The organism is Periweissella fabalis, from assembly GCF_012396505.1.
GTDB classification, from domain to species: domain Bacteria; phylum Bacillota; class Bacilli; order Lactobacillales; family Lactobacillaceae; genus Periweissella; species Periweissella fabalis.
On record NZ_JAAXPN010000001.1, the window covers coordinates 557,192 to 582,263 of the forward strand.

23 protein-coding genes and 1 other annotated feature are annotated in these 25,072 nt (G+C 36.0%); of the genes, 2 read left to right on the top strand and 21 right to left on the bottom strand.

All coding sequences use genetic code 11. The annotated features are described in order from the left end of the window. Positions 1 to 47 precede the first annotated feature (47 nt). The 7 genes from HF964_RS02805 to HF964_RS02835 all read right to left on the bottom strand — a co-directional run bounded on the left by HF964_RS02805 (position 48) and on the right by HF964_RS02835 (position 9,161). A complete protein-coding gene (locus HF964_RS02805) occupies positions 48 to 1,037 on the bottom strand; it encodes a GMP reductase (protein ID WP_168721524.1) in 990 nt (329 codons plus the stop codon). Between the two features lie 230 nt (positions 1,038 to 1,267). After that, positions 1,268 to 3,073: an aspartate--tRNA ligase gene (aspS, locus tag HF964_RS02810; protein ID WP_168721525.1), complete on the bottom strand. Its 1,806-nt coding sequence runs from the start codon at positions 3,071 to 3,073 to the stop codon at positions 1,268 to 1,270. Between the two features lie 10 nt (positions 3,074 to 3,083). Next, entirely contained in the window at positions 3,084 to 4,412 is a 1,329-nt protein-coding gene (hisS, locus tag HF964_RS02815) for a histidine--tRNA ligase (RefSeq protein ID WP_168721526.1), read from the bottom strand. 289 nt (positions 4,413 to 4,701) lie between these two features. Continuing rightward, on the bottom strand, positions 4,702 to 6,546 hold the full coding sequence (gene lepA / locus HF964_RS02820) for a translation elongation factor 4 (protein ID WP_168721527.1): 1,845 nt from the start codon (positions 6,544 to 6,546) through the stop codon (positions 4,702 to 4,704). A gap of 152 nt (positions 6,547 to 6,698) precedes the next feature. After that, the gene (locus HF964_RS02825) at positions 6,699 to 7,892 is read right to left on the bottom strand and encodes a hypothetical protein (protein ID WP_168721528.1); all 1,194 of its coding nucleotides are present in this window, start codon (positions 7,890 to 7,892) and stop codon (positions 6,699 to 6,701) included. Between the two features lie 8 nt (positions 7,893 to 7,900). Further along, positions 7,901 to 8,791, bottom strand: coding sequence for an ATP-binding cassette domain-containing protein (locus HF964_RS02830; RefSeq protein WP_168721529.1), 891 nt, complete (start codon positions 8,789 to 8,791; stop codon positions 7,901 to 7,903). After that, positions 8,775 to 9,161 (bottom strand): GntR family transcriptional regulator, encoded by a 387-nt coding sequence (locus tag HF964_RS02835; RefSeq protein ID WP_168721530.1) that lies wholly within the window; start codon positions 9,159 to 9,161, stop codon positions 8,775 to 8,777. The genes HF964_RS02830 and HF964_RS02835 overlap by 17 nt, the downstream gene beginning before the upstream one ends. Before the next feature lie 198 nt (positions 9,162 to 9,359). Here HF964_RS02835 and HF964_RS02840 point away from each other — a divergent pair, with 198 nt between their 5' ends. Then, entirely contained in the window at positions 9,360 to 9,785 is a 426-nt protein-coding gene (locus tag HF964_RS02840; RefSeq protein WP_250786664.1) for an OsmC family protein, read from the top strand. A gap of 2 nt (positions 9,786 to 9,787) precedes the next feature. On the opposite strand, the gene HF964_RS02845 is transcribed toward HF964_RS02840, so the two are convergent. After that, a complete protein-coding gene (locus tag HF964_RS02845) occupies positions 9,788 to 11,194 on the bottom strand; it encodes an NAD-dependent succinate-semialdehyde dehydrogenase (protein WP_168721532.1) in 1,407 nt (468 codons plus the stop codon). 394 nt (positions 11,195 to 11,588) lie between these two features. Beyond that, on the bottom strand, positions 11,589 to 11,843 hold the full coding sequence (locus tag HF964_RS02850) for a CsbD family protein (RefSeq protein WP_168721533.1): 255 nt from the start codon (positions 11,841 to 11,843) through the stop codon (positions 11,589 to 11,591). Positions 11,844 to 12,093: 250 nt separating this feature from the next. Here HF964_RS02850 and HF964_RS02855 point away from each other — a divergent pair, with 250 nt between their 5' ends. Then, positions 12,094 to 12,534 (top strand): hypothetical protein, encoded by a 441-nt coding sequence (locus HF964_RS02855; RefSeq protein ID WP_168721534.1) that lies wholly within the window; start codon positions 12,094 to 12,096, stop codon positions 12,532 to 12,534. 8 nt (positions 12,535 to 12,542) lie between these two features. On the opposite strand, the gene HF964_RS02860 is transcribed toward HF964_RS02855, so the two are convergent. The 12 genes from HF964_RS02860 to HF964_RS02915 form a co-directional block, all read right to left on the bottom strand. Continuing rightward, a complete protein-coding gene (locus HF964_RS02860; RefSeq protein WP_168721535.1) occupies positions 12,543 to 12,938 on the bottom strand; it encodes a tautomerase family protein in 396 nt (131 codons plus the stop codon). A gap of 74 nt (positions 12,939 to 13,012) precedes the next feature. After that, positions 13,013 to 13,720: an HAD family hydrolase gene (locus HF964_RS02865; RefSeq protein ID WP_168721536.1), complete on the bottom strand. Its 708-nt coding sequence runs from the start codon at positions 13,718 to 13,720 to the stop codon at positions 13,013 to 13,015. A 129-nt stretch (positions 13,721 to 13,849) separates the two neighbouring features. Further along, positions 13,850 to 14,788, bottom strand: coding sequence for a hypothetical protein (locus HF964_RS02870; RefSeq protein ID WP_168721537.1), 939 nt, complete (start codon positions 14,786 to 14,788; stop codon positions 13,850 to 13,852). A 194-nt stretch (positions 14,789 to 14,982) separates the two neighbouring features. Then, positions 14,983 to 15,294 carry a 50S ribosomal protein L27 gene (rpmA, locus tag HF964_RS02875; RefSeq protein WP_168721538.1) on the bottom strand — a complete coding sequence of 104 codons (312 nt, stop codon included), beginning with the start codon at positions 15,292 to 15,294 and terminating at the stop codon, positions 14,983 to 14,985. Positions 15,295 to 15,342: 48 nt separating this feature from the next. Then, entirely contained in the window at positions 15,343 to 15,654 is a 312-nt protein-coding gene (rplU, locus tag HF964_RS02880) for a 50S ribosomal protein L21 (protein WP_168721577.1), read from the bottom strand. 23 nt (positions 15,655 to 15,677) lie between these two features. Further along, positions 15,678 to 15,745: a sequence feature (ribosomal protein L21 leader region), on the bottom strand. 78 nt (positions 15,746 to 15,823) lie between these two features. Beyond that, positions 15,824 to 16,801, bottom strand: a complete 978-nt coding sequence (locus HF964_RS02885; RefSeq protein WP_168721539.1) for a ribose-phosphate diphosphokinase — start codon at positions 16,799 to 16,801, stop codon at positions 15,824 to 15,826. Between the two features lie 68 nt (positions 16,802 to 16,869). Further along, positions 16,870 to 19,509, bottom strand: a complete 2,640-nt coding sequence (gene recD2 / locus HF964_RS02890) for an SF1B family DNA helicase RecD2 (protein WP_168721540.1) — start codon at positions 19,507 to 19,509, stop codon at positions 16,870 to 16,872. Between the two features lie 24 nt (positions 19,510 to 19,533). Next, positions 19,534 to 20,199 (bottom strand): tetratricopeptide repeat protein, encoded by a 666-nt coding sequence (locus HF964_RS02895; RefSeq protein WP_168721541.1) that lies wholly within the window; start codon positions 20,197 to 20,199, stop codon positions 19,534 to 19,536. 17 nt (positions 20,200 to 20,216) lie between these two features. Then, positions 20,217 to 20,879, bottom strand: a complete 663-nt coding sequence (locus tag HF964_RS02900) for a histidine phosphatase family protein (protein ID WP_168721542.1) — start codon at positions 20,877 to 20,879, stop codon at positions 20,217 to 20,219. A gap of 315 nt (positions 20,880 to 21,194) precedes the next feature. Further along, on the bottom strand, positions 21,195 to 23,777 hold the full coding sequence (mprF, locus tag HF964_RS02905) for a bifunctional lysylphosphatidylglycerol flippase/synthetase MprF (protein WP_168721543.1): 2,583 nt from the start codon (positions 23,775 to 23,777) through the stop codon (positions 21,195 to 21,197). Beyond that, positions 23,749 to 24,498, bottom strand: a complete 750-nt coding sequence (locus HF964_RS02910; protein WP_168721544.1) for an alpha/beta fold hydrolase — start codon at positions 24,496 to 24,498, stop codon at positions 23,749 to 23,751. The genes mprF and HF964_RS02910 overlap by 29 nt, the downstream gene beginning before the upstream one ends. A 72-nt stretch (positions 24,499 to 24,570) precedes the next feature. Beyond that, positions 24,571 to 24,951, bottom strand: coding sequence for a rhodanese-like domain-containing protein (locus HF964_RS02915; RefSeq protein WP_168721545.1), 381 nt, complete (start codon positions 24,949 to 24,951; stop codon positions 24,571 to 24,573). Positions 24,952 to 25,072: the final 121 nt, after the last annotated feature.

Here is a 25,072-nt window from a genome sequence, read left to right on the forward strand (position 1 = left end):
ATATATAAAAAGAGAAGATGAAATAATACCATCTTCTCTTTATTTTTTTAATAAGTATCACCATTCACAATTGAATTTTTGACGATTACATAATCAACTTGGTGTAAGTCTTTTAAGACGCGGCCACCGGCATATGAAATTGCTGATTGTAAATCTTCATGCATTTCTTGGAGCGTGTTATCAATTGAACCGCGATAAGGAACAAATAATTTCTTACCTTCAACGTGGCTGTATTCACCCTTTTGGAATTGTGAAGCGGAACCAAAGTAAGTTTTAAACATCTCACCGTCAATTTCAAACTTTTCACCGGGCGTTTCCTCATGACCAGCAAATAATGAACCAATCATAACCATATCAGCACCAAAGCGAATTGATTTAGCAATATCACCATTATAACGAATACCACCATCCGTCACAATTGGCTTGCGAGCCGCTTTGGCACATAATCGTAACGCGGCTAATTGCCAACCACCGGTACCAAAACCGGTTTTAAGCTTCGTGATACAAGCTTTACCAGGTCCAACCCCAACTTTTGTGGCATCAGCACCGGCATCTTCTAAATCTCGCACCCCTTCAGGCGTGGCAACATTTCCAGCAATTAAGAAAGTTTCTGGTAAACGGGCTTTAATAAATTTAATCATGTCCATCACAGTTTCAGAATGACCATGGGCAATATCAATGGTAATGTATTCTGGTACGATGCCTTCCGCCGCAAAGCGTTCAATCAACGCATGTTCATCTGCTTTAACTCCAATACTAATTGAAGCAAATAAACCGGCTTGATGCATTTTAACGACAAAATCGTAACGAGTTTCTGGTTCAAAACGATGCATGACATAGAAAAATCCCTTTTCAGCTAAGTGCATCGCTAATGGTTCATCAATTACCGTTTGCATGTTAGCTGGTACCACCGGAATTTTAAAAGTCATTGGACCAAATTGAACTGATGTATCGGCTTGTGATCGACTTGTAATCACACATTTACGTGGTACAAGTTGTACATCTTCATAATCAAAAACTGTTAATCCATTATTCATTATCTATCCTCAAACTTTTTCATTTTAATTTACAAAACACGAACTTTATTATTTATCCAAGCCCCAAGAAAACATTATACCGAACTTTATTTACAATTGAAAGCTAAAAATGATTTTAATACGAAAAATATCCTAATAAATAAAATATAGTTCGTGTTTAACTGATGAATTCACTAAGAAATACGAACTTTACAGAAAAAAGGACTCGCTACGCGAATCCTTTTTTGATATTATTCTTCAGCCATATTAGGTTGATCGTTTTCAGCATAAACTGGTGCTTTCAAACCTAAGTCAACTTCAATTTGTTGTTTTGAAACTGGTTGTGGTGCTTCAGTCATTGGTTCAGAAGCCTTACTATTTTTAGGGAAGGCAATCACTTCACGAATGTTATCTTGCCCAGCAAGAATCATTGCTAAACGGTCAAGTCCAAGAGCAATTCCACCAAGTGGTGGGAACCCAAATTCCATGGCATCAAGCAAGAAACCAAATGCTTCATGCGCTGATTCAGCGGTAAAACCAAGTGCCTTGAGCATTTTTTCTTGAATATCCATCGTGTGAATACGGATTGAACCTGAACCAAGTTCATAACCATTCAACACTAAGTCATAACTTTGTGCGTGAGCCTGGTGGGGATCTTCACCTTCATTAAAGAAATGTAAGTCTTCTTCATTAGGCATTGTGAATGGGTGGTGTGCCGCAATCCAACGGTCTTCCTCTTCTTGGTGTTCAAAGAGCGGCCAGTTGATAATCCAAGCAAAGCCCCATTTTGATTCATCAATTAATCCAAGCGTTTTAGCCGTGTCACGACGTAAGTAATCCAAACTACCTGCAACAACATCCGCTTTAGCGGCGACAAAGAGTAATAAGTCACCAACTTTGGCATCCATGGCCGCTGTGATTTCAGCAAATTGGGCGTTCAAGAACTTCGCAACCGGCCCATTAAAGCCTTCTTCGGTAACCTTAACCCACGCAATACCCTTAGCACCGAAACGTTCGATGTATTGGGTGTATTTGTCTAAGTCTTTACGAGAGTAGTGCTCAGCCCCACCAGGTACAGTAATCCCTTTAACAGCGCCACCATTAGCAACCGTACTTGAGAAGACGCCAAATTCTGATTTAGCTGCCAATTCATTTAAGTCAACTAATTCATAGGCAATCCGTAAATCCGGCTTATCTGTTCCAAATCGTTCCATTGCTTCGGCCCATTCAAGCACTGGGAATGCAGCTGGATCAACCGTTACACCGGCAGCATCTTGCATAATCCGAGCAACCCAGCGGCCAACTAATTCACGGATTTCATCTTGGTCCATAAATGACATTTCGACATCAAGTTGGGTAAATTCTGGTTGCCGATCACCACGTAAATCTTCATCACGAAAGGCACGTGCTACTTGGTAGTAACGGTCGAAACCGGCCCCCATCAATAATTGCTTAAACAATTGGGGGGATTGTGGTAAGGCATAAAAACTACCTGGGTAAACCCGTGAAGGAACAAGATAGTCGCGCGCCCCTTCTGGCGTTGATTTTGCCAAGTATGGTGTTTCGATATCGACAAAGCCTTCTTCATCTAAGAAATCATGAGTTGCTTTAGTAATCTTTGAACGCATTAAAATATTACGTTGCATTACTGGGCGACGTAGATCTAAGTAACGATATTTCAAACGTAATTCATCAGATACACTAATTTCATCTTCAATATCAAATGGCGTGGTCTTTGCTTCAGCCAAGATTTTAGCATTGTGAACTTCAACTTCAATTTTACCCGTCTTCATATCAGCATTGATAGTCTTAGCATCACGGGCCTTAACGGTTCCTTGAATTTCAACAACGTATTCTGAACGCATTTGATCAGCAACTGCCAAAGCATCAACACTAAATTCTTCAGAAAATACTAATTGCACAATTCCTTCACGATCACGTAAAGAAATGAAAATTAAGGCTCCAAGGTCACGGCGTTTTTGCACCCATCCTTTTAATACAACGTCTTTTCCGACAAATGATTCATCAACCAATCCCGCATATGTTGTCCGTTTCATAACTAATCTCCTACTCTGCGTCATCAGCTAAGTTAGCTAATGCGTCCTCTTCATTTTCAATTAAAAATGGCAATTCTGTATAAATTTTAACCAATGGTACTTTAATTTGCTCCCCAGTTTCCATGTTCTTCAAATTAACTTCTTGGTTAGCTAATTCCTCTGGACCAATTGTTAGCACGTATAATGCATTTAATCGATCCGCCGCTTTAAATTGCGCCTTTGGTTTCCGGTCTAAGTAGTCCCGTTCAGCGGTGTAACCGTATGAACGAATTCCTTGTACTAATTTTAAAGCTTCAACGTCAGTTTCTTCACCAATATTAGTAACATAAAAATCAAGTGGTTCCACTTCAGGTAACGGTGTTTGTTCATTTTCAAGTAAGAGCATCAAACGTTCAAGTCCAATCCCAAAACCAATTCCTGAAGTTTCTGGTCCACCAAGTTCTTCAACTAAACCATTGTAACGACCACCACCAGAAATGGTTGTCCAACCATGACCAAGTGCACTTGAATTTGTCATGATTTCAAAAATCGTGTGGTTGTAATAATCTAAACCACGAACCATTGATGCATCAATTTCGTAATCTAAACCAAGCGCATCAAGCATAGTTTTTAATTTATCCCAGTGTGCTTGGGCCGCTGGTGTCAAATAATCAAGAATTGATGGAGCATTTTCAACAAACACTTGGTCTTTAGCATCTTTTGAATCTAAAACACGCAAGGGATTTTTGTGTAACCGTTCTTGTGAATCAGCACTTAATTCCGCTGCATGTGGTTCTAAGTAATCAATCAAGGCTTGCCGATAAGCGGCCCGTGATTCGGCATCCCCTAAAGTATTCACCGCCACTTTTAAGCTCGTTAAGCCAAGTGATTGGAAGAAATCAATCGCCATGGCAATAACTTCGGCATCTAAAGCTGGTGAATCAGCCCCAAAGGCTTCCACCCCGATTTGGTGGAATTGACGCATCCGACCAGCTTGCGGCCGTTCATAACGAAACATTGGTCCGATGTAAAATACCTTGTAAGGTTTTACTTGTTCGGGCGCAAATAATTTATTTTCAACAAAGGCCCGAACCACGCCGGCTGTACCTTCTGGGCGTAAGGCGATGTGGCGATCACCCTTATCGTGGAAATCATACATTTCTTTAGTTACAACATCTGAAGTATCCCCAGCTGAACGTGAGAAAACTTCAAAATTTTCAAACAATGGTGTCCGAATTTCGTTGTATTGGTAGTTATTAAATAATAACCGCGCTGTTTCTTCAACATAGTGCCATTTAAGACTGTCACCAGGTAAAAGATCCGCGGTTCCCTTTGGTTTTTGGAATGATTGTTTAGCCATTGTATTACCTTTCTATATGCGTGACTGGACAAAAAAAGCGCCCTCACTAGCACAAAATACTAGTAAGGGCGCTTAAAAAAGCACGGTACCACCTTAGTTTATCACTTACCTCGTAACGCGAGGATACGCAGCCTAAGCTGGACTTCAAAAGTGTCTTTCAAGTAAATATTAGCTTGGTTCACAGCCACCACCAATTTTCTGCGCCTAACATTTACCGTACTTTTCTTTATCTTTAGTCATCAGTTATTAAACATAAATATAACGTGTTTTAACATTTATTGCAAGTAGATTAATGACCCTTTTTAAAATCATCATCGTCATCAGTTTTAAGTACCGCCATAAAGGCTTCTTGTGGCACATCAACAGTCCCAACTGACTTCATCCGCGCTTTACCACGTTTTTGCTTATCAAGCAACTTCGCCCGGCGATCGGGATCCCCAGTGTGAATCTTAGACGTAACATCTTTTCGGTAGGCTTTAATGTTTGTCCGTGCAATAATTTTGGCTCCAATGGCTGCTTGCACGGGAATTTCAAAGTTTTGACGAGGAATAATATTTTTCAACTTACCAGTAATGATTCGCCCACGTTCGGCCGCAAAATTACGGTGCACGATGAAACTAAGCGCATCAATTTTTTGTGCATTAAGCAAGATATCAATCGTTACCAAGTCACTTTGACGGTAGCCAGCTGGTTCATAGTCTAGTGAAGCATAACCACGTGTACCTGATTTTAACTTATCAAAGAAATCAAAAATAATTTCTGATAATGGCATGTAATATTTAACATTTACCCGTGCAGCATCGATGTAATCCATTGTATCAAATTCACCACGTTTACGTTGGGCAAGTTCCATGACCGTCCCAACATAATCGTTAGGCACCATGATACTTGCATGAACATATGGTTCTTCAATATAGCGAATTGCTGAAACTTCAGGCATTTCCGCCGGATTTGAGACATCGACTTGTTCACCATCGGTCTTTGTAACATGGTATGTTACGGATGGTGCGGTCGTGATCAAGTCCAAATCAAATTCCCGTTCAAGCCGTTCTTGAATAACATCCATGTGAAGCAAGCCTAAGAAGCCAGTCCGGAACCCAAAACCAAGTGCTTGTGATGTTTCCGGTTCAAATTCTAACGCGGCATCGTTAAGTTGCAACTTTTCCAACGCTTCCCGTAAATCAGTAAATTTAGCGTTATCGGTTGGATATAACCCTGAATAAACCATCGGTGTCATTTGACGGTAACCTTCAAGTGGTTCACTAGCAGGGTTAGTAGCTAACGTAATTGTATCCCCAGATTGGGTACTCTTAATATCTTTGATAGACGCCGTAATGTAACCAACATCCCCAGCACCAAGGAATTCACGCGCAACTGGCTTGGGTGAATTAACTCCAACTTCAGTCACTTCGTATTCAGCACCCGAGTGCATCATCTTAATTTTGTCACCAACTTTAACAATGCCTTCACGAACCCGCACCGTCAAGACAACGCCACGGTATGGGTCATAAGCTGAATCAAAGATTAAGGCTTTCAATGGCGCGTCAAGTTCACCGTCTGGAGCAGGCACCGTTTTAACGATTTGTTCCAGTAATTCTTGAATCCCAATACCTTGCTTAGCCGAAGCTAACACGGCTTCAGAAGCATCAATTCCAATAACATCTTCAATTTCTTCACGGACAACTTCCGGTTGGGCCGCTGGTAAATCAATTTTGTTAATCAATGGCACGATTTCAAGATCATTATCTAACGCTAAATAAACGTTTGATAATGTTTGAGCTTCGACCCCTTGGGCAGCATCAACCACCAAGACCGCCCCTTCACCGGCTGCAAGCGCACGCGAAACTTCATATTGAAAGTCCACGTGACCTGGAGTATCAATCAAGTGGAAAATGTATGTTTCACCATCTTCAGCATCATAATGTAACTCAACTGAGTTCATTTTGATGGTAATTCCGCGTTCCCGTTCCAATTCCATTGAATCAAGTAATTGATCTTGCATTTCACGGGCCGTAACGGTATGTGTTAATTCTAAAATTCGGTCAGCAATTGTTGATTTACCGTGATCGATATGGGCAACAATACTAAAATTTCGAATATTTTTTTGGCGTTCTCGCATTTCTTCTAAGTTCATTATCGAGTCCGTCCTTTCTATCTTCCATCATTTATCTGGATTTAACGTCCCTTATGCATGCCACATGCAAAGCGGTTTAAATCTATCCTATTAATTTTACCAGTAATAGCAATAAAAAAGAACTAGCAAGTGCTAGTTCTTTTTTATTTATTTTAACTAATTGATTTAATTGTATGCCGCCATGATTGAGGTTCAAAAATAAGGTAATACAATATCGCGTTAATGAATACCCAAATTCCAGCTAACATTAAGTATAGTTCCCGAGTACTACTATCACTAGGCATTATCGTAGCTAAGACAATTGCCGTGTAGAGTAAGATGACGATCCAAAGTGGCCAACGTAACTGTCTAAACATCACAAATTGGTCATTGCGTTCCATTGACAAGTAATCAAAAAGCTTGATTGCTACCAACCCCATAATCAAAGCCAAGACGATTAATGCCATCCCCATTTGTGGTGTTTGGATAAACTTATTAAATTGGCGTAGCATTGTGTTGGCATATCGCAAGGAGGCATCAGCGTGGCCAAAGTATTTAATATTAACAAATACTTGAGGTAATAATTGTACTGATAATAAAAATAAGCCTGTTAAAAATGCACTACCAAAGCGCTTACCAATTAGCACACTGGCTAAACAAAAGAGCATGCTAACACATAATATCCAACCAAATGCATTAAATAAACTACTAAAATCACTTAATTTACTAGCGATGTTGTAGTATTGGGCTGGAACAACTAAATACGTCGTTGCAAAGTAAATCCCATACCCAACGGCAATCGCCAACAAGGGCCCACCAACTAATAAGACCATTTTAGCTAGCATGATTTTAGTCCGTTTAAAGCGAGTACTTGCTAAAAACAAATTAAAGTTTTGTGCATTATCTTCCGCCAGTAAAAACATCAAAACAAAAATAAACATGATGCTCATCGGTATAATCATGCCAGCCACAAACCAACCATTATCTCGGTGACTACCATCTTCAAGGTAACTTTCAGGCCCCATGTATTTAGTTTCTTTAGTAAAAAACTGAGTGCCACGCTTAACAAATTGTGCTTCAGTTAATGGCTGTTTACGCTCTTTATCACTAATAATATATTGTGACTGATTTAAGCCATGTTTTTGATCAGCTTGAATTTGTGCTTGGGTTTTATGGGCATTGGCTTTGATAATTTCCACATCACTAGCATAATCAACTTTGAACGTTTGCGAATGCATAAAGGTGTTCGTTGATTGCCATTCACCAAGTTGCGTACTTGTTTGATAAATAAACACACCTAAAATTATTACCATCACTGTTAATAGTACTTTGTAATACCGGCGCCATAATAAATTATAAATATTCATAATAACTCCTATTTCTGCAAAATATAATCAGCTTCGTCAACCAATTGCGAGCGGAATAAATCTTCCAACGATAATGGTAATTCTTCATATAAAAGTGGGCCTAAACTAGCAATTTTGGCATCTAGTTGCGGCGTATAGTTTTCAAAAACCATCACTGATACACGTCCACGTTCTTCAACAACCGTTCCAAATGCTTGCAATTGACTGGGTAAACCATCCTTAAAGACTAATTGCACTTTACGCGCCGTTTCGCGTAAGTTTTCTAAGCTATATTGGCAACTAACGGTGGTATCTTTTAAAATTATCGCTTTATCAATTAGTGTATCCAATTCAGTTAAATTATGTGAAGAAATAATTAAGCTAATTTGATTTAATTGTACGGCATTAATCAAAATTCGTTTAACATTTTCACGAATTAAAACATCTAAGCCATCAAACGGTTCATCTAAAATAACAAATTGAGCTCGGGTTGCCAAAGCTAATAAAACATTAAACAACCCTTGCATCCCTTTAGAATAATTTTTAACTCGTTGTTTAATAGGTAAATTGTGCTTAGCTACCTCTACCAAGAATTGCTTAGTATTGAATTTTGGATAAACAATTGCATACATTTTAGCAATTTCAATTGGCGTATAGTTAATATTAAAATTATTGAGTGGATCAACAAAGAAAATATCTTGTTTAAGATTTAAATGATTATCAACTGATTGATTATCAATTGTTATTTGGCCTTCATCGGCTATATAGATTCCTGTCATCGTTTTAAATAGTGTCGTCTTACCAACTCCATTACGACCAACAATACCGACAATTTGCCCTGGCTCAATACTAAAATTAATATTTTCAATAACCGTTTGATTATTAATTACTTTCTTTAGTTCATTAACGTCTAGCCTCATGTGTTCCTCCATACCATTCACTCATTAGGTCAATTATTTCTTGTCGTGATAAGCCGATATACATCCCTTCTGTTAGAAGATCATTTAGTTGCCGCTTAAATTGATTCATTTGTTGCCGATCAGGCCCCAAATCATTTGAATTTTCAGCTACAAATGTGCCCCGTCCAAGAACGGTATCAATAACTCCTTGCCCTTCTAGAGCTTTATACGCTTTTGCAACTGTATTAGGATTAACTAATTGCTGTTGAGCCATTTCACGAACTGATGGTAACTTATCACCAGGTTGTAAGATGCCTAACAAGATATCTTGTTTAATCCCAAACATTAATTGTTCATAAAGTGGCCTCCCACTGGTTGGGTTGATATTCATGTTAGCCCCACCTTTCCATATTTATGTATATTATATGTACTACTATACATAGTACATTATAGTTTGTAAACAATTTTGTTTAATAAATTAATTTTATTTTAATTGATAAATTTTAATATTTAACTATTTTCTTATTCTACGATTGTTTTTGATAACGCTTTCATCTAAAATAAAGTTATCTTATAATTTGGAGGGCTTATTATGGATACTCGTTGGAACAAACCATTGTATGTGACTACAGCTATAAATGATGAAGGCCTTGAAGGTCACGCATACATCCCAGATGAAATTAAAGTCAAAATTAGTAATCCGATGAATAATCATCCTGGTACTAACCCTGAGCAATTGTTGGGAATGTCTCTGGCAACCTGCCTCAAGGCAACTTTACAAGCCATCGAAAATGAACATCACGTTAAGCAAAGTGCCCAAGTCCACGTTAATGTTGCATTTGTTGGTGAACAAGCTGTGTATGAATTCTTAGTTCATGTCCAAATTCGAATTCCGGGAGTTGACTTTACAACAGCACAAAATTTCGTTAAAGAAGCAGAAAGTCGATGTCCAGTTTCAAAATTGTTAAGTGGCAATCAAAACTACACCGTTGAAACTGTTGAAAGATTCCATTAATTTTAAACAAAACCACCACCAGCATTATTTAAATCAATTGGTGTGTGGCGGGTAACAATTAGTTCTTGATTGACAAAGGTTTTAATTCCTTCTTCACCAAGCTCACGACCGTAACCAGAATTTTTAACACCACCAAAAATCAATTCAGGTAAAGTTCCACCGTATGAATTAACAAAAACTGTTCCAGTTTCTATTTGGCTTGCAACTTCAGCTCCATGATTTGCATCACCACTAAAGACTATCCCACTCAAGCCATAATGTGAATCATTAGCTAGTTCAATTGCTGCTGCCTCATCTGACACTTCGTAAACTTGCCCCACTGGACCAAAGAATTCAGTATCATACATTGGATTTTCCGGGGTCATATTCGTTAAAATAATTGGATCAAAATGTGCTGTATCTAAATCTGTGTTAATTTCACCAAAAGCCAATTTAGCACCACCAGCAATTGCTTTTTGAACTTGATCAACTAACAATTGCTTAGCTTTGACTGTACTTAAAGGTGCCAGTTGTGTAGCTGGATCAAGTGGATCTCCTACATGGACATTATCAAATTTACTAATTAGTAAATCTAATACCTTGTGATAATTTTTAGATGTCACAATAAAACGCTTTGAAGACGTGCATACCTGACCGGCATTGTACAAGCGCGCTTGACCAATAATTTTATCAAGTTCATCAAAATTAGCATCATCTAAAATAATAAAAGCATCATTACCACCAAGTTCTAATGAACTCTTCTTTAAATTAGCCCCGGCTTGTTTAGCTAAAACTCGACCACCAGCCTCTGAACCTGTAAAAGCTAAGCCTTGGACACGTTCATCTGCCAGAATATTCGCAATTTGATCATGAGTTACAAATAAATTTTTAAAAGCACCTTTAGGGGCACCAACGGCAACCACTGCTTTTTCAAACGCAACCGCTGAACCTGGTGTATTAGCTGCATGTTTTAATATAACTGGATTCCCAACCATAAAATTAGGTGCAAATACTCGAATGATTTGATAATATGGGAAATTCCATGGTTCAACAGATAAAATTACACCTAGCGGGCGTGAAATAATTTGTGCTTCCCCCATCGTAGTCTCAACTTGTTCTGGTTGTAAAATACGCTCTGCATTGTCAGCATAATAGCGCGCAATCATTGCCGTTAATGCTACTTCTCCCTTAGCTTCAACAATGCGCTTACCCATTTCTTTCGTTAATACTTCAGCCAATTCTTGTTCATGCTCTTCAAAATAACCAGCTAATTTATTTAACACATGCTGACGTGAACTAACATCGTCATTACGCCAACTTTTATATAACTCATGGGCTTGTGAAATTACGCTTTCTACTTCTTTATCAGTTGTATTCTCATAGGTGTGCAATAGTTCATTGTTATAAGGATTAATTGATTTGTATGCCATTTAAAAACCTTCTTTCAAGAATTTATTGATATAACCTAACAACGCCATTATAGTCCTTTTTTCATACTGCGAGTAGAATATTGCTTAATTTATTCAGTACCTATTGTTCAGATAACTTTCCTAATTAAAATAAAACAAAAGACTATGAGCTTTAGCTTCATAGTCTTTTATTTGTGGACAGATATTTTAGATGGACAAGCATGAAGATATGGAATAAATCCATGCCTTTATAATACTCTTAAGCAGAACAAATTACAACCTTCACAAAGTTATAACCTCTAAATAATCACATATATAGCAATATTTTTTTACATAACTATTTTTTTGCTCATTAGTTAACTTAAAATCTATTTTAACAAACAAAAATAGCGCTATACAGAAATTGGGCGATAATTTACTTATCTTCCTTTTTATCTCGAAGATTATCAACTGTATCATTAAATTTTTCAGCAACCGTGTCAGATACATCTGAAATCATATCTGAGGCTTTATCTTTAGCATCGATAAGTGCATCTTTTGCTTTACCTAAAAGGCCTTCTGTTTTACCTTCAGCTTCTAATTTTTGGTTATCAGTCACTTCACCGGCAACTTCCTTTACTTTACCGGTTACTTGATCTTTAGTACTTTCAACTTTTTCTTCAAATGACATAATAATAGTCCCCCTTTTAATATGCCTTCATTATATTACTATATTGTATATTTGAACAAATAATTAGCATCGTATTATACCAAAAAATTACTACATAATATTTTTAAAACTACTTTACAACTTTTTTATAATCAATCCTTATAAAAAAATAAAATTTATTTTTTTAAGCATAGCAAAATAAATTCATTGTATCACCAAATTTATTTTGCTATATTAATCATCGCTGCTCAACAACGAAAGGATTCTAAAAATGAAAAAAGTATCAATCGCAATTATAATGCTATTAATTGTCTTAGCATCATCTCCAGTTAATGCTGCAACTTCACTTACAAGTACTGCATCGGTATCATTTTATGATAGTCATCCAACAGGTAAATTTACTGCAACAGGTGCTCCTATTCCTTCGGTTCAGTTTATTAACTATCAAGCAACTTCAATCACTAAATATAAAGTACTTACTTGGCATGATTGGCCAATTATCAACTTATTTATGTCACATGATTGTCACCGAGATTTTTATGGTATGAAGTTTAAAACATTGGATGGTTGTATGCATCAAGTAAAACTAACGCCCTCCGAGGCCAATCAATATTTGCACGTTAATAATTATCCCGTTAATTTAGTTTGGCGTAAGCATACATTATTTTTTAATAATTACAAAACTACTGCACTGCCACTTAAGATAAGTTAAAGCTTTAATTATAATTCACCAGTTATGAATTGAGCTTTCCCATTAGCAAAACTCCAATCATAATTAGTGTTTTCAACCATATTAATCATAATATCCGTTGGTGAAATACCTAATTGTTCACCTACAAGAGCGACGAAGTCATGATAAAAAATTTTCTTCTCATTATCTGTTCGAGGACGTGTTGTAATTGAAAGGATAATTACATTTTCAGTACGCTTAAAACCTAAGCCAGTATCTTCTATAATCATTTCATCAGCTTGGTGCAAATTAACTATCTGATATCGATCACCTTTTGGTGCATTAAAGGCAGCCAAAGTTACTTGATATGCGATATCTAATAACTTTTTGCGCCGGTTAGCATCACCCCAAGCCTCTTTATTTAAATCAAATCTTAACAGTGGCATAACGTAACCCTCATTTCTATTCTTGTCGCTATCTTAGCATTAATATTGTACTTCTAAATAATAGCATTCGTATTTTAAACTTTTTTTACATCCATTAAAATTTCTTCGTATGGTACTTCTTGAATACTTGGATAAATATACTCTGTTAAATCAGTAAAATTCGTAGCTTTACTTGTTCCTGATAGAACTGCAATACCAGCTTTGGCAAAGTGGCCCAATTGAATATCCATTCTTGAATCGCCAACGACAATTACATCATTAACGGTTAATTTGCAATTTTGACAGAATGCATATAGTGCTGCCGGATTAGGTTTGGTCGGATAGTCATCAGCCGTCGCAATAAAATCAAATAAATCAAAAACATTGGCATATTTTAACGTCTTTATAGTTGAATTTGTTTCATCAGATGTTGCGATTCCTAATTTATAGCCAGCTTTTTTCAAACGCGTCAACAAACCTATCAAATCACCAATCGGCTTTACATTATCGAGATGTGCTATCAAAAATTCATAAAAAAAATCTTTTACAAATTGCTCTGCTTGTAAATTAGTATCAAAAACATGATATTGTACTAATATCTGCGCAACATCTAAGGGTGTTCCTGATGTTAAGGCTGAGTCACTAACTAGCTCCCCATTAACCATTCCTAAGGCCTGAACAACTGCATCCTTTTGATCAGTTCTAATCGTAATGGCTTCTAGAAATTCAACTGTTGCTTGCATCCAAATGGGCCCAAATTCAAATAATGTGCCATCTTTATCAAAAAGTATGCCTTTTCCCATCCACTTTCCTCCTTTAAGCTTATTTTAATTAATTTTATCATTAGTTGTAAGGCCTAGCTTGGAAAATATAAAAAAAGCAGAGTAAACTCTGCTTTTTTTATTATATGTTTTAATATGATAGTATTATCTTTATTTCAAAACCATAAATGAAAATTCTTTTTTCCAGTAAATATTCTTGAAATGTAATACGATCATCCCAATTATTAAATAAGCAACACCTAAAAATAATAAATGTGGCACTTGGCTGTATTTATCATCGAAGCCAAAAATAATTGCCGTTACATCTTTTACATTTGAGTACATTGGGAATACTGAAGTAACCAACTTTCGAAATGGTGTTAATGTTGAATATGGAACAATACTTCCTGAAGTTACAAATTGTGAAAGCATTATTGGTACAGCTACCGCCATTGCATATTGTTCTAGTAGTAGGAAAACAATATGTAATAACAAGAAGCTCACATACATAAATAACATACCGTGTAAAATTAAATCAAGCGTTACCATTGATGAAAGGTTATTAATGTGTTGTAATGTTAAGGCTCCTACGATGGGTGAGAAAATTGAAATAATAATAAACGCTAATTGCAGTGAAACATAGTCCATCCAAATTTTCTTTTCGTTCATAATCTTAGCTCGAAAGACTCCTACAATTACAATTCCTGATGATAAAGCCCCAATAAAAGTGGCGATTGTAAGGAAGAATGGTGACATAATTTCATTTGCTTTTTCAGCTACTTGTCGTGAAAAAACATCACTACCACTATTCACATAATATCTAACATGTTTATCCTTATCAACATCCACCATCATAATTGCTTGGTTCTTTTGGAGTTCTTCTTCACCTTGCTTTTTACTAGTTACGAAATTGGACTTAAAAGTAAAATCTTTACTATCTTTAAAGCCCTCATATACTTGTCGGTTACCCGTAAAAGTTATGTCCAACTGATCGATTTTGTGTACTGACTGCTTGTATGTACCAATATAAATTCCAACCATAAATAGCGGATAAATAATACCTAAAAAAATTGAAAAAATAACTGGTTTCTTCGAAAAAAATGTTTTCATAAATTCTCCTTAAAAATTTAAATTCGGCAATAAAGAAACATTATACGCCTCTTTTTATAAAAACTAAACTATTTGCTGCTACATATACTTGTTAGTAATGCTTCCAAGTATCTTAAAAATTAAAAACATTTAAAGTTTGTGAACAAAAAAAACCGCAATCCCAAAGGAATTACGGCTTTTTCACAAAGTTCTAATTATTTTGCGATGATTGCGTTGTATTGTTCACGAGTGTAAACAGATACTTGACGCTTGTCACGGCCTTTACGTTCAAACTTAACAACACCGTCAGCGACAGCGTATAAAGTATCATCGTTACCACGACGAACATTTACACCTGGGTAGATGTGAGTTCCACGTTGACGGTAGATGATTGAACCAGCAGTCAATGATTGACCGTCAGCTACTTTAGTTCCAAGACGACGACCAGCAGAGTCACGTCCGTTGGCAGATGATCCACCCCCCTTGTGGTGGGCGAACATTGTAAGGCTTTCCATGTTCAATAACATTTTGAGCACCTCCATGATTTAGTTTAATTTTGATTTAGTAAAATTGAATTAGTCAGCAATGATGGCGCTAATAACAACCTTAGTGTATGGTTGACGGTGACCTTGCTTAGTGTGCATGTGCTTCTTAGGCTTGTATTTGAAAGTAACAACTTTCTTTTGCTTGCCTTGCTTTTCCACAGTACCTTCAACCTTAACACCAGCAACGAATGGTTCACCAATCTTTGCAGTGCGGTTCTTGTAAAGAACAACCTTGTCAAAAGTAACTTTTTCACCTGCTTCAACGTCAAGCTTTTCAACGTAGATGGCATCACCCTTTTCTACTTTGTATTGCTTGCCGCCAGTTTCAATAATTGCGTACACAGCCATATTGTGCACCTCCTTTGTGTTTTTCTTAGACTCGCCATAACACGCGCTATGCTTAAATACGTGATCCGTGCGGTTGTAGCAACACGTTAAAATACGTGAAACACAACATAGGTTATCATATCAAAAATTATAATATCAGTCAATATAAATTTATGAAATTATTTTATAATTGAACATCTTCATTGTCTTTTGAACGTAATAAATCCTCAATTGGCTCATTATTATGAATACGCTCAATTGCTAATGCAAACAATGGTCCTACTGATAATTGTGTTAATTTACTAAATTGCTTCTCTACTGGCACTTTAATTGTATCAGTAGTAATAAGTTCCTTAATCGGTGCATCACGTAAAATCTCAACTGAATTAGCTGATAATACCGCATGCGTTGCAACACCATACACTTCTTTAGCTCCGGCAAAATCCAACGCTTGTGATGAAGCCGACATTGAAAGACCAGTATCAATAATATCATCCACAATAATAGCACGTTTACCAGCAACATCCCCAATAATTGATGATGGCCCTGCTTCATTATTTTCATCATCACGATTATCAATGATTGCAATTGGTGCTTTAAGTAATTCGGCAAATTTACGTGCACGACTTACACCAGAATGTGATGGCGAGACAACAACGACATCATCTCCAACTAATTTACGGGTAAAGAAATAGTTAGCAAGTAATGGTGCACCCAATAGATGATCAATTGGAATATTGAAAAATCCTTGAACTTGATCAGCATGTAAATCAATCGTAATCAAGCGATCAACACCATTCATTTCAAGTAAACTAGCAATCAACTTAGCTGTAATTGGTTCACGAGAACGTGCTTTTCGATCCTGACGAGCATAACCATAATATGGCATCACAACATTAATTGTAGCTGCACTTGCACGCCGTAATGCATCAACCATAATCATCAATTCCATTAATGATGTATTAACGGGATCAGCAACAGATTGGATTACATATACTTCTGCTCCACGTACTGATTCACCAATTTGAATTTGAATTTCTCCATCGGCAAAATGGTTTACCTCTGCTTCACTTATTGAAACATTCAATTCTTCCGCAATTTTTTGGGCTAATGGTAAATTAGAATTAAGCGCAAAAAGCTTAACCTGTTTTTCTTCTGACATTTTCCTACCTCAATTTCACATTATAACAACTATAATTATCGCAAGCTCAACGATGTCTTGCAACTAACTTAATCAACTTTTTCAACAAAATCATATGGTGAGACATTTTCCATCCCAATCATTGGATCAATTTCATTATTTAATATCATATCGTCGGTTAGTATCGTTCCAAATACAACAGTTGGTTCAGCTAATTTTCCTGTTAATAATCCTTTATCTTTATTTGTATTTAAGGCCTGATAACTAGAAACCTCATCAAATAAATCTAACGACGTATTGGCCGCCATTTGTTCATTAATTGAACTAGTTGATAATGGCTTAGCTTGTTGATTAGCTTTTGTTTTATCAGGATTTAATTCACTTTTAGAATTAATTAGTGCTTTAGCTTTAATTAACTCTTCCGTGTCATTTTTTATAATAACACTTTCTTCACCACTTAAGACTTGTTGAATTCGTTGTTGAAGTGTGCTTGCCCGGTGTGCTCCGACGTTATTTACACCACGTTTAAATGCATCAGGTTCACCAATCAAGATTAACATCTCACTGGCACGTGTAATTCCTGTATAAATCAAATTACGTTGCAACATTACTGAGTATTGTTGCACCATTGGCATAATTACTAACTTAAATTCACTCCCTTGAGCTTTATGAATTGAAGTTGCATATGCTAAAGTCAACCTTTTCCATTCTGACCTTGGATATGTTATTTCACCAGCATCAAAGGCAATTGTTAGTTGATCAACTTTTTCAACGTTTCCTTTATCAGTCTTTAAAGTTAAACCCACAATTTGGCCAATATCTCCATTAAACACATTACTTTCAGGACTATTAACTAAATGTAATACCTTATCACCAACGCGAAATTTTTGCTGATTAAATTCAACCTCACGAGTCTTTTTAGCATTTAACGGGTTTAAGATATCTTGCATAACTTGATTTAAATTATCAATTCCTGCTAAGCCACGATACATAGGTGCTAAAACTTGCATGTCATTAAAAGCAAATCCCTTCTGTTGTGCTCGTTGAACAACTTTTTCAATCACACTTGGAATTTGATTGGCATGAGCAGCAATAAATGTCCGATCTGACTGATTAATTGTCAAATTATCTGGTAAATCACCATCCTTAATGGCATGGGCTAAAGGAATAATTGAACTTTCGTTAGCTTGGCGATAGATATGTGTTAATTCAACTTGTTTAAATGTGTTACTTGCTAATAGATCAGCAAATACTTGTCCGGGGCCAACTGATGGTAATTGGTCTTTATCACCGACGAAAATTATTTGCATTTTAGTCGGAACCGCACTCATCAAGGTATTGAAAAGTAAAATGTCAACCATTGACATTTCATCAACAATTAGTAGCAATCCTTTTAATTCTTCAACATCCGGAGCTTCATTTCGCTCACGACCAGTTAAACCTAGCAGTCGATGAATAGTCTTGGCTGGTAGGCCAGTTGTTTCGGTCATTCTTTTAGCCGCTCGACCAGTAGGTGCGGCTAAAAGAATTGGAAAATTATCTTCTTTGTAAGCATTTACATCAAGATCGACTTCATGTAATAGTGCAAATGTTGCTACTAACCCATTCACAATTGTTGTTTTACCCGTACCTGGTCCGCCAGTAAGTACAAAAACTGGTGCATTGATACCATCGATAATGGCTTGTTTTTGCAAATCATCGTACTTAATTTTAAACATCTTTTCAACTTTTTTAATAGTTGCCAAAATACGTTCATTACTATAAGTAATTAGATTTTTTTGGCATGATGTTTGAACTAATTGCGTCGCACTCTGCCATTCTGCTAAATATAAACTAGCTAGGTAAACTTTTTCGCCATCCGCAACAACTCGTTGACTAGTAACTAACTTTAATAATGCTTCTTGAACCTGTGATAATGTAATCTCAACTTGCACACCAACTGATAATAATTGTCGTGCACCTTGTAAGACATCATTAACATCGCTATAAACATCACCGCTATTAAAACTTTGTTGATCTAGTGTTGCTAAAATCCCCGCCTCTATTCGAATGGTACTATCCATTTTAATGCCAATAACTCTTGCAACTTGGTCAGCTCTTTTAAAACTAATCCCGTCAATATCTTCTACAAGTTGATATGGATTACGATGAATAACCTCAAGTGCTTCATTTTGATATTTCTGATAAATTGCTGTTGCAAGTGTTGAGCCAAAGCCATATTGATTTAGACCGATTACAACTTGTTCCATCCCATTATTTAACTTTAATTGTTCAACTAAATTCGTAATTACAGCTTCCTTCAAATTTAAAGGTGCTAATCTACTGGGGTCCACTAAAATTTGATTAATTGCATCTAATCCTAACAGATCAACAATCCGTTCAGCGGTTTTTTCACCAATCCCCGTGAAACTGTCACTGGCCAAATAATTAATTAATCCACTTTCTGTAGTGGGCCCTTCTGATTGATAATTAGTTACTTGAAACTGTTGACCATACTTTGCATGTTGTACAATTTTACCAAAAAAGCGGTACGTGTTTTCTTCTCGCAGTTCACCAAATGAACCAGTCGCAACTATTTCAGGTTCTGCCCAATCAAAATTATTCTCCAACACTTTTAATAAGACTACTTTATAGAAACTATCTGCAGCCGCAAAAAAAATTGTTGTAACCTTACCTAATAAGTAAGGTTGCTCTGTTTGGTCTTCAAATAATGATAATTCATCGTTCATGGTGACTCCTTTTAAATAATTTATCTATTTATTTTGGCGGCTATGAATAACAGTTGCTATTTCATCAACTCGTTGTTTATTATCCGCGTAATACTTACTATCCAATTGCTCAACCCGTGCAAATAAGGCGGCACTTGGTCGATTGAGCGTTAGGGCTATAATACCACGGCCAAATAAAGCAGCTACATTATCAGTATCATAACTAAGTGCACGTCGGTATTCAACATCTGCTTTATCAAAATCTCCTAACGCTAGCCAAATGTCACCAACTAATATTAGTATCTTTACATCATCGGGTAACATTTCTTGGGCGGTCAATGCATAAACTAATGCTTGTTGATATTGTTTTTGTTGCATAAAACTTTGTGCTATCATTACAAACGCATCGCCTTTAATCGTATTATCAATAATTTTTTGATAATACTTCATTGCTTTTTGATATTCACCAGCCCCATAGTAGACGTTACCTAGGGTATACAGTAAACTTTGTTGGGCTTTAGCATCCGTTTTAAACAATCCTAGTGCTTTCATAATTAACTCCTCAGCACTTGCATAATCAGCTATTTGAACTAATACTATGCCCAAATCGTTATAATTACGCCAATCATTAGGATTTTTATTAATCATGCTGACCAATTTTTTAATTGTTTGATCAACTTCATTAGCAAGTATACGTCGTTTCTCTTCCATATCATCTTTTACCTATTTTAAATCGTATCCGTTGCACTTTTAGGAGCACTTAGATAATCTGTTTGATTTCGAATAATCTCTGTATAATGTTCATTATCCATAGTTTCTAAAATAGTCAATGAAGTATTACTAATACCCCCACGGGCACGTAGTTCAGCCAATGGAACTCCTAATAAAGCCCCGACTCCAGCTGTAATTGCTGCTCCATGTGATACAAACAATAAGTTCGCATCGGCTTTATTAGCTGCAACTGCATTATGAACTGTATTAGTAAAACGTTGGATTACTTCTTCAAAAGATTCTGCACCAATTTGAGGACCGTCCCATAATTTAGGGTTCTCACGAAACCCAATGTATAGTTCAGGATACTGCATTTTAACATCAATAAATTTTTGCCCTTCCCATTTACCAAGAGCAAATTCCTTCAAGCCACTCTTTAAAGTTAGCTGCGGATTACCTACCAAATAGGGCCATAATTCGATAGCTGTCTGACGAGCTCGCTTAATTGGGCTAGCGTAAACACGCTCAAATATGATGCCTTCAGCACGAAGATAAGTTCCTAACTGTTCAATTTGATGCCAACTTTCATTTAAAAGTTCAGAATCTCCATTAGCACCTTGATAACGTCCTTCAAGGTTCCACTCCGTTTTACCGTGTCGTACAAAATACACTTTTGTCATCACTATTCCTCCGCTATGGTATTAATATTTAGTATATCATATATCAAAAATACAATACTTATCGAAGTTAAATTGATAATATTATGCTAAATATAAGTAAATAGATGTTTGCAAAAAATAATAAAAGGAACTTTGGCATAGCTCAAACAATCTAAAAATAGACCCAAAAAGGCCAATGCGGAAATAAATTTTTCCTGGTCTTTTTGGGTCTATTTCAAATATATCTAACTTCAAAAGTATGTTTTGATAGCAAACTACTGCTAAAAAGCAGTTATACCATCGAACTTTGTTTTTTATATTAACTTTTTTAATTACTTATTTAGCATTGTATTTTAAAACACTAAGCCGATGATTATTCTGTGATTCAACACTAGAATTATCTGCTACTAATAGAGCAATCATGACATACAGTATAAAACTTGTTTTTGAGTACGACGTATATCGTGCTCGCCATTCATCAGCATATTTTCCTTTAAATCGTCGTAAACCTTGGAACGAATAAAAATTTGTTCCAAATTGATAAACCAAATTAGCAATTCGCTCTTCAGTAAAGCTACGATAATACGTTCCAACATTCGCTAATGGTGCCATACCAAGATTAAAATCTATATATCCTTGTTCTTGCATATAGGTAAACAACTTAATAAACATGTAGTCCATTACGCCAGAAGGTGCTGCATCATTGAAGCGCATCAAATCAATTGAAATTTCAATGTTGTTATTACTATCCATAATTGTTGTAAATGCCACTATTTTGTCATCTACATCTTGAACAATCGCAATCGGTTGTCTTTGTAAATAACTTTCATTGAAGAAACCTAATGAAAAGCCTTTCTCTTTTCGGCCGTGCAGCCAATCATCGGATACTTTACGGATATCTTGTATAAATTCTGTATCAAATGGTGGTTGGATAATACTAAATTTAAACCCTTCACGTTCAAGCTTATTACACATCGTTCGTTCAGCTTTACGTTTTTTACCAGCTAAGGTAAATTCTGGCAGTTCAATATGTGCTTCCTCTCCCATTTTGATAAAGTTAAATCCAAACTCGTGCGCAAGCATTGCTATTTCTTGTGAGACTTCATAAAAAACTGGATCATAACCCAAATCATCACTATCATGGATGAATTGTTCAATCGCCAATGGAAAATCAACGGAATTTCCGATTAAGTCACCCATTACAATCAACTTATTATTTACCGCTCTAAATTGAATTGCGACCGTATCTTCTTGGTTAGCATTTTGATAGAAATAAATACGCTTATCATTTAGATATGCTAATTGACTTGTGGAATTACCATTAAAAGTTGCAATAATATTATCAAGTCGTTGTTCATTTCCTTGCATTTGCTCACCGGGAACAATCCGATGACCTTCAAAGAAACGCTCAATTATAAAGGTAATGATTGTCACCATTACAATTGCAATGGCTCCTGATACCCAAACACTCATTGATGGGAATAAGATGAAATCAAGATGTTGCGGGCGAATAAAGCGAATATTTTTAAGAGCTGGTAAACTATAAACGCCGATAACTACATAAATGATTACAAGTATTGCCCAGATGAAACCATCAATAGTTCGTGCCTCCCAAGAATAGACAAATTGTTTGCGGAATAAACGTTTGCGGCTCAACCATACTAATAACATTAAAATAATCGCAAAAGCGACTGATAAATACGAAACTTCGTGATAAATCATATAGATAAGTGTAAATAGTAAAATTATTAAGGTTGGGTACAAAGCACGTTTAACTTTTGAAGTAATTCCTCGTGCTACCATTAATAACATGAATCCTAAAAGAATACTTGGAAATTCAGAAATAATATTAGCAGACCATGGGTTTAAACGACGTAACCATTTCCAATACGTAAATGCATCAGGGACAGTTGCGTATAAAATCATTATCACTCCAGAAAAATATAGCAAACCACTTACAATGCGATGCCCAATTGACATTAATATTTCGCCAGGAACATTATTATATCGCTCATTAAAAGTACTTCCAAAGCTATGAACTAATAATATTAAACCGATTGCGAATGGAATGAAATAATAAGCAATTCGATATAATAGTAACCATGCTAAAGCAAGTTCACGATTAACACCTAATTCGCTTAAACCAAGAATCATAATGACATCAAAACTACCAATTGAACCTGGAATTAAAGAACAAATCCCAATTATTGTAGCGGCTATTAAGAGTGGTAATACTTGATGGAAGGGAACAGGCATTCCAAGTGCCCAACCAGCAACAAAAAACGTTACAACAACTCCAGTCCATTCAAGAATAGAAATTCCGGTTACCTGTAACTTAAATTTTGTAGTTATAACATTTTTATTTAAAGTTGACGTTATCCAAACAAACGGAATATAAAGCGTACCCCCAACTAACCAAATCCAAAAATTGCCTACATAATCAGTAGCTACCCCAGTGAATACCATAATTAGTGCAATCAAGCTATAAAACGATAACCCGGACATAATAAACATAAATAGTCGTGTTAAAGTTGCGCCAAATTGCTTATTTTCTATTTTTTTGCCATAAAACTCAGTTCGAAGGCCAACACTGACAAAGCCGCCAAAACCAGCTAGATTATTAATTGTATTAATCACCCAACTACTTTCAAATAAATAGCTGAATTTTAATTTGTTATGTAGTGTTTTATTGAGTAAGTGATCATACGCCACCATTGGCGAGACCCCTATTAACCCTACAACAATTACCAAGATAATTTTCCAAATTGCAATACCACCAAATTGTCGTGCCAGTTCACCTGGCGAAATCGATTTACTAATTGAAATGATTTCAACAAAAACTGCTAGTGTAACAGTTGCAAGAAAAATTATTTCCAACCACTTTGAATATTTATGAAATAATGCTTTTATTTTTCTCATTTATTGCCCTCTCTTTAATAAACTCAACGACTTTCTTAGCAAATAAAATTGGATATGTTCTCCCATATGAATGATGCCCACCACTAATAATTTTTAGTTCACCATTAGGTAGTTCAGCGGCAATCCGTTTTGTATGTGACAAGCGGACAACATCATGATTGCCACTTATCACTAAAGTAGGTACTTTAATTGCATGTAAATCCGACCAGGTAATTGGTATGTCTTGCATCAAGAGCTTCTGAATCTGTGCATAGCGCCTAAATTTAGGTGCAATAATACTAATTATTTTAGTTATCCAATACATAATTTCATCAACTATTCGAACCCACAATAATAACCCTGATGTTTTGATATTACCCGCATTTAATACTAAGCTTGCTAACCTTTGTGGATAATTTTTGGCAAAGACCAATGCAACATTAGCACCATCGCTAAATCCCATAATTGAAGTCTTGTCAATATTTTCAGCATCTAAAAGAGCTACCAAATCAGCGGCAATCTGTTCAAACGTTAAATTTTTAGCAGCATTACTTGACTGGCCATGTGCTCGACTATCAAAAGTAATTACTTGAAAATCACGGCAATAAATTGCTAATTGTGCATCAAAGTAATGCCTGTTACTGGCATTACCATGAATTAAGACTAAATTTTGTGCATTTTTACGTGGATAAAAATCATAAATAATACGAGATTCATCTTCAGTTATTAAAACCTTCTCCACTCTTTTCACCTCACCAACTTTTAAAGTTAAAAAAGGGCGTTTTGTCAACTGACAAAACGCCCTTCTAAACAATTAGTGTTTAGATGCCTTTTTCCCATGCCAACCTGTGAAACCACCTTTAAGAATATATACTTCAGTATATCCTTCTTTATGTAATTTTACTGCTGCACGAGTTGAAAGACGTGTGGTTGTATCATATAGTAAAACTGGTCGATCTTTACGTAAAGCAGCCAAACTTTGCGCAAACATTTGATAAGAAATGTTTCGAGCCCCCATAATGTGGGCATTGCGATAATCAGCATTTTCACGCAAGTCGATTACTTGACCCGCTGAAATTAATTCACCAAATTGCGCTTCATCAACATACTTTGCTGCACGTCGACCTACTATGTACCAGTATACATAATAAACGACAAATAAAATAATGATAATACTCAAAACTAAATTCAACATCTATCTATAAGTTCCCTTCAAAAAAAATATCAATAAATCTATTATACCAATTATTTTAAGATTAAAACATAATTCTATGTAAATAAAAAACTGACTAAGTATTCCTACTTGGCCAGTTTTA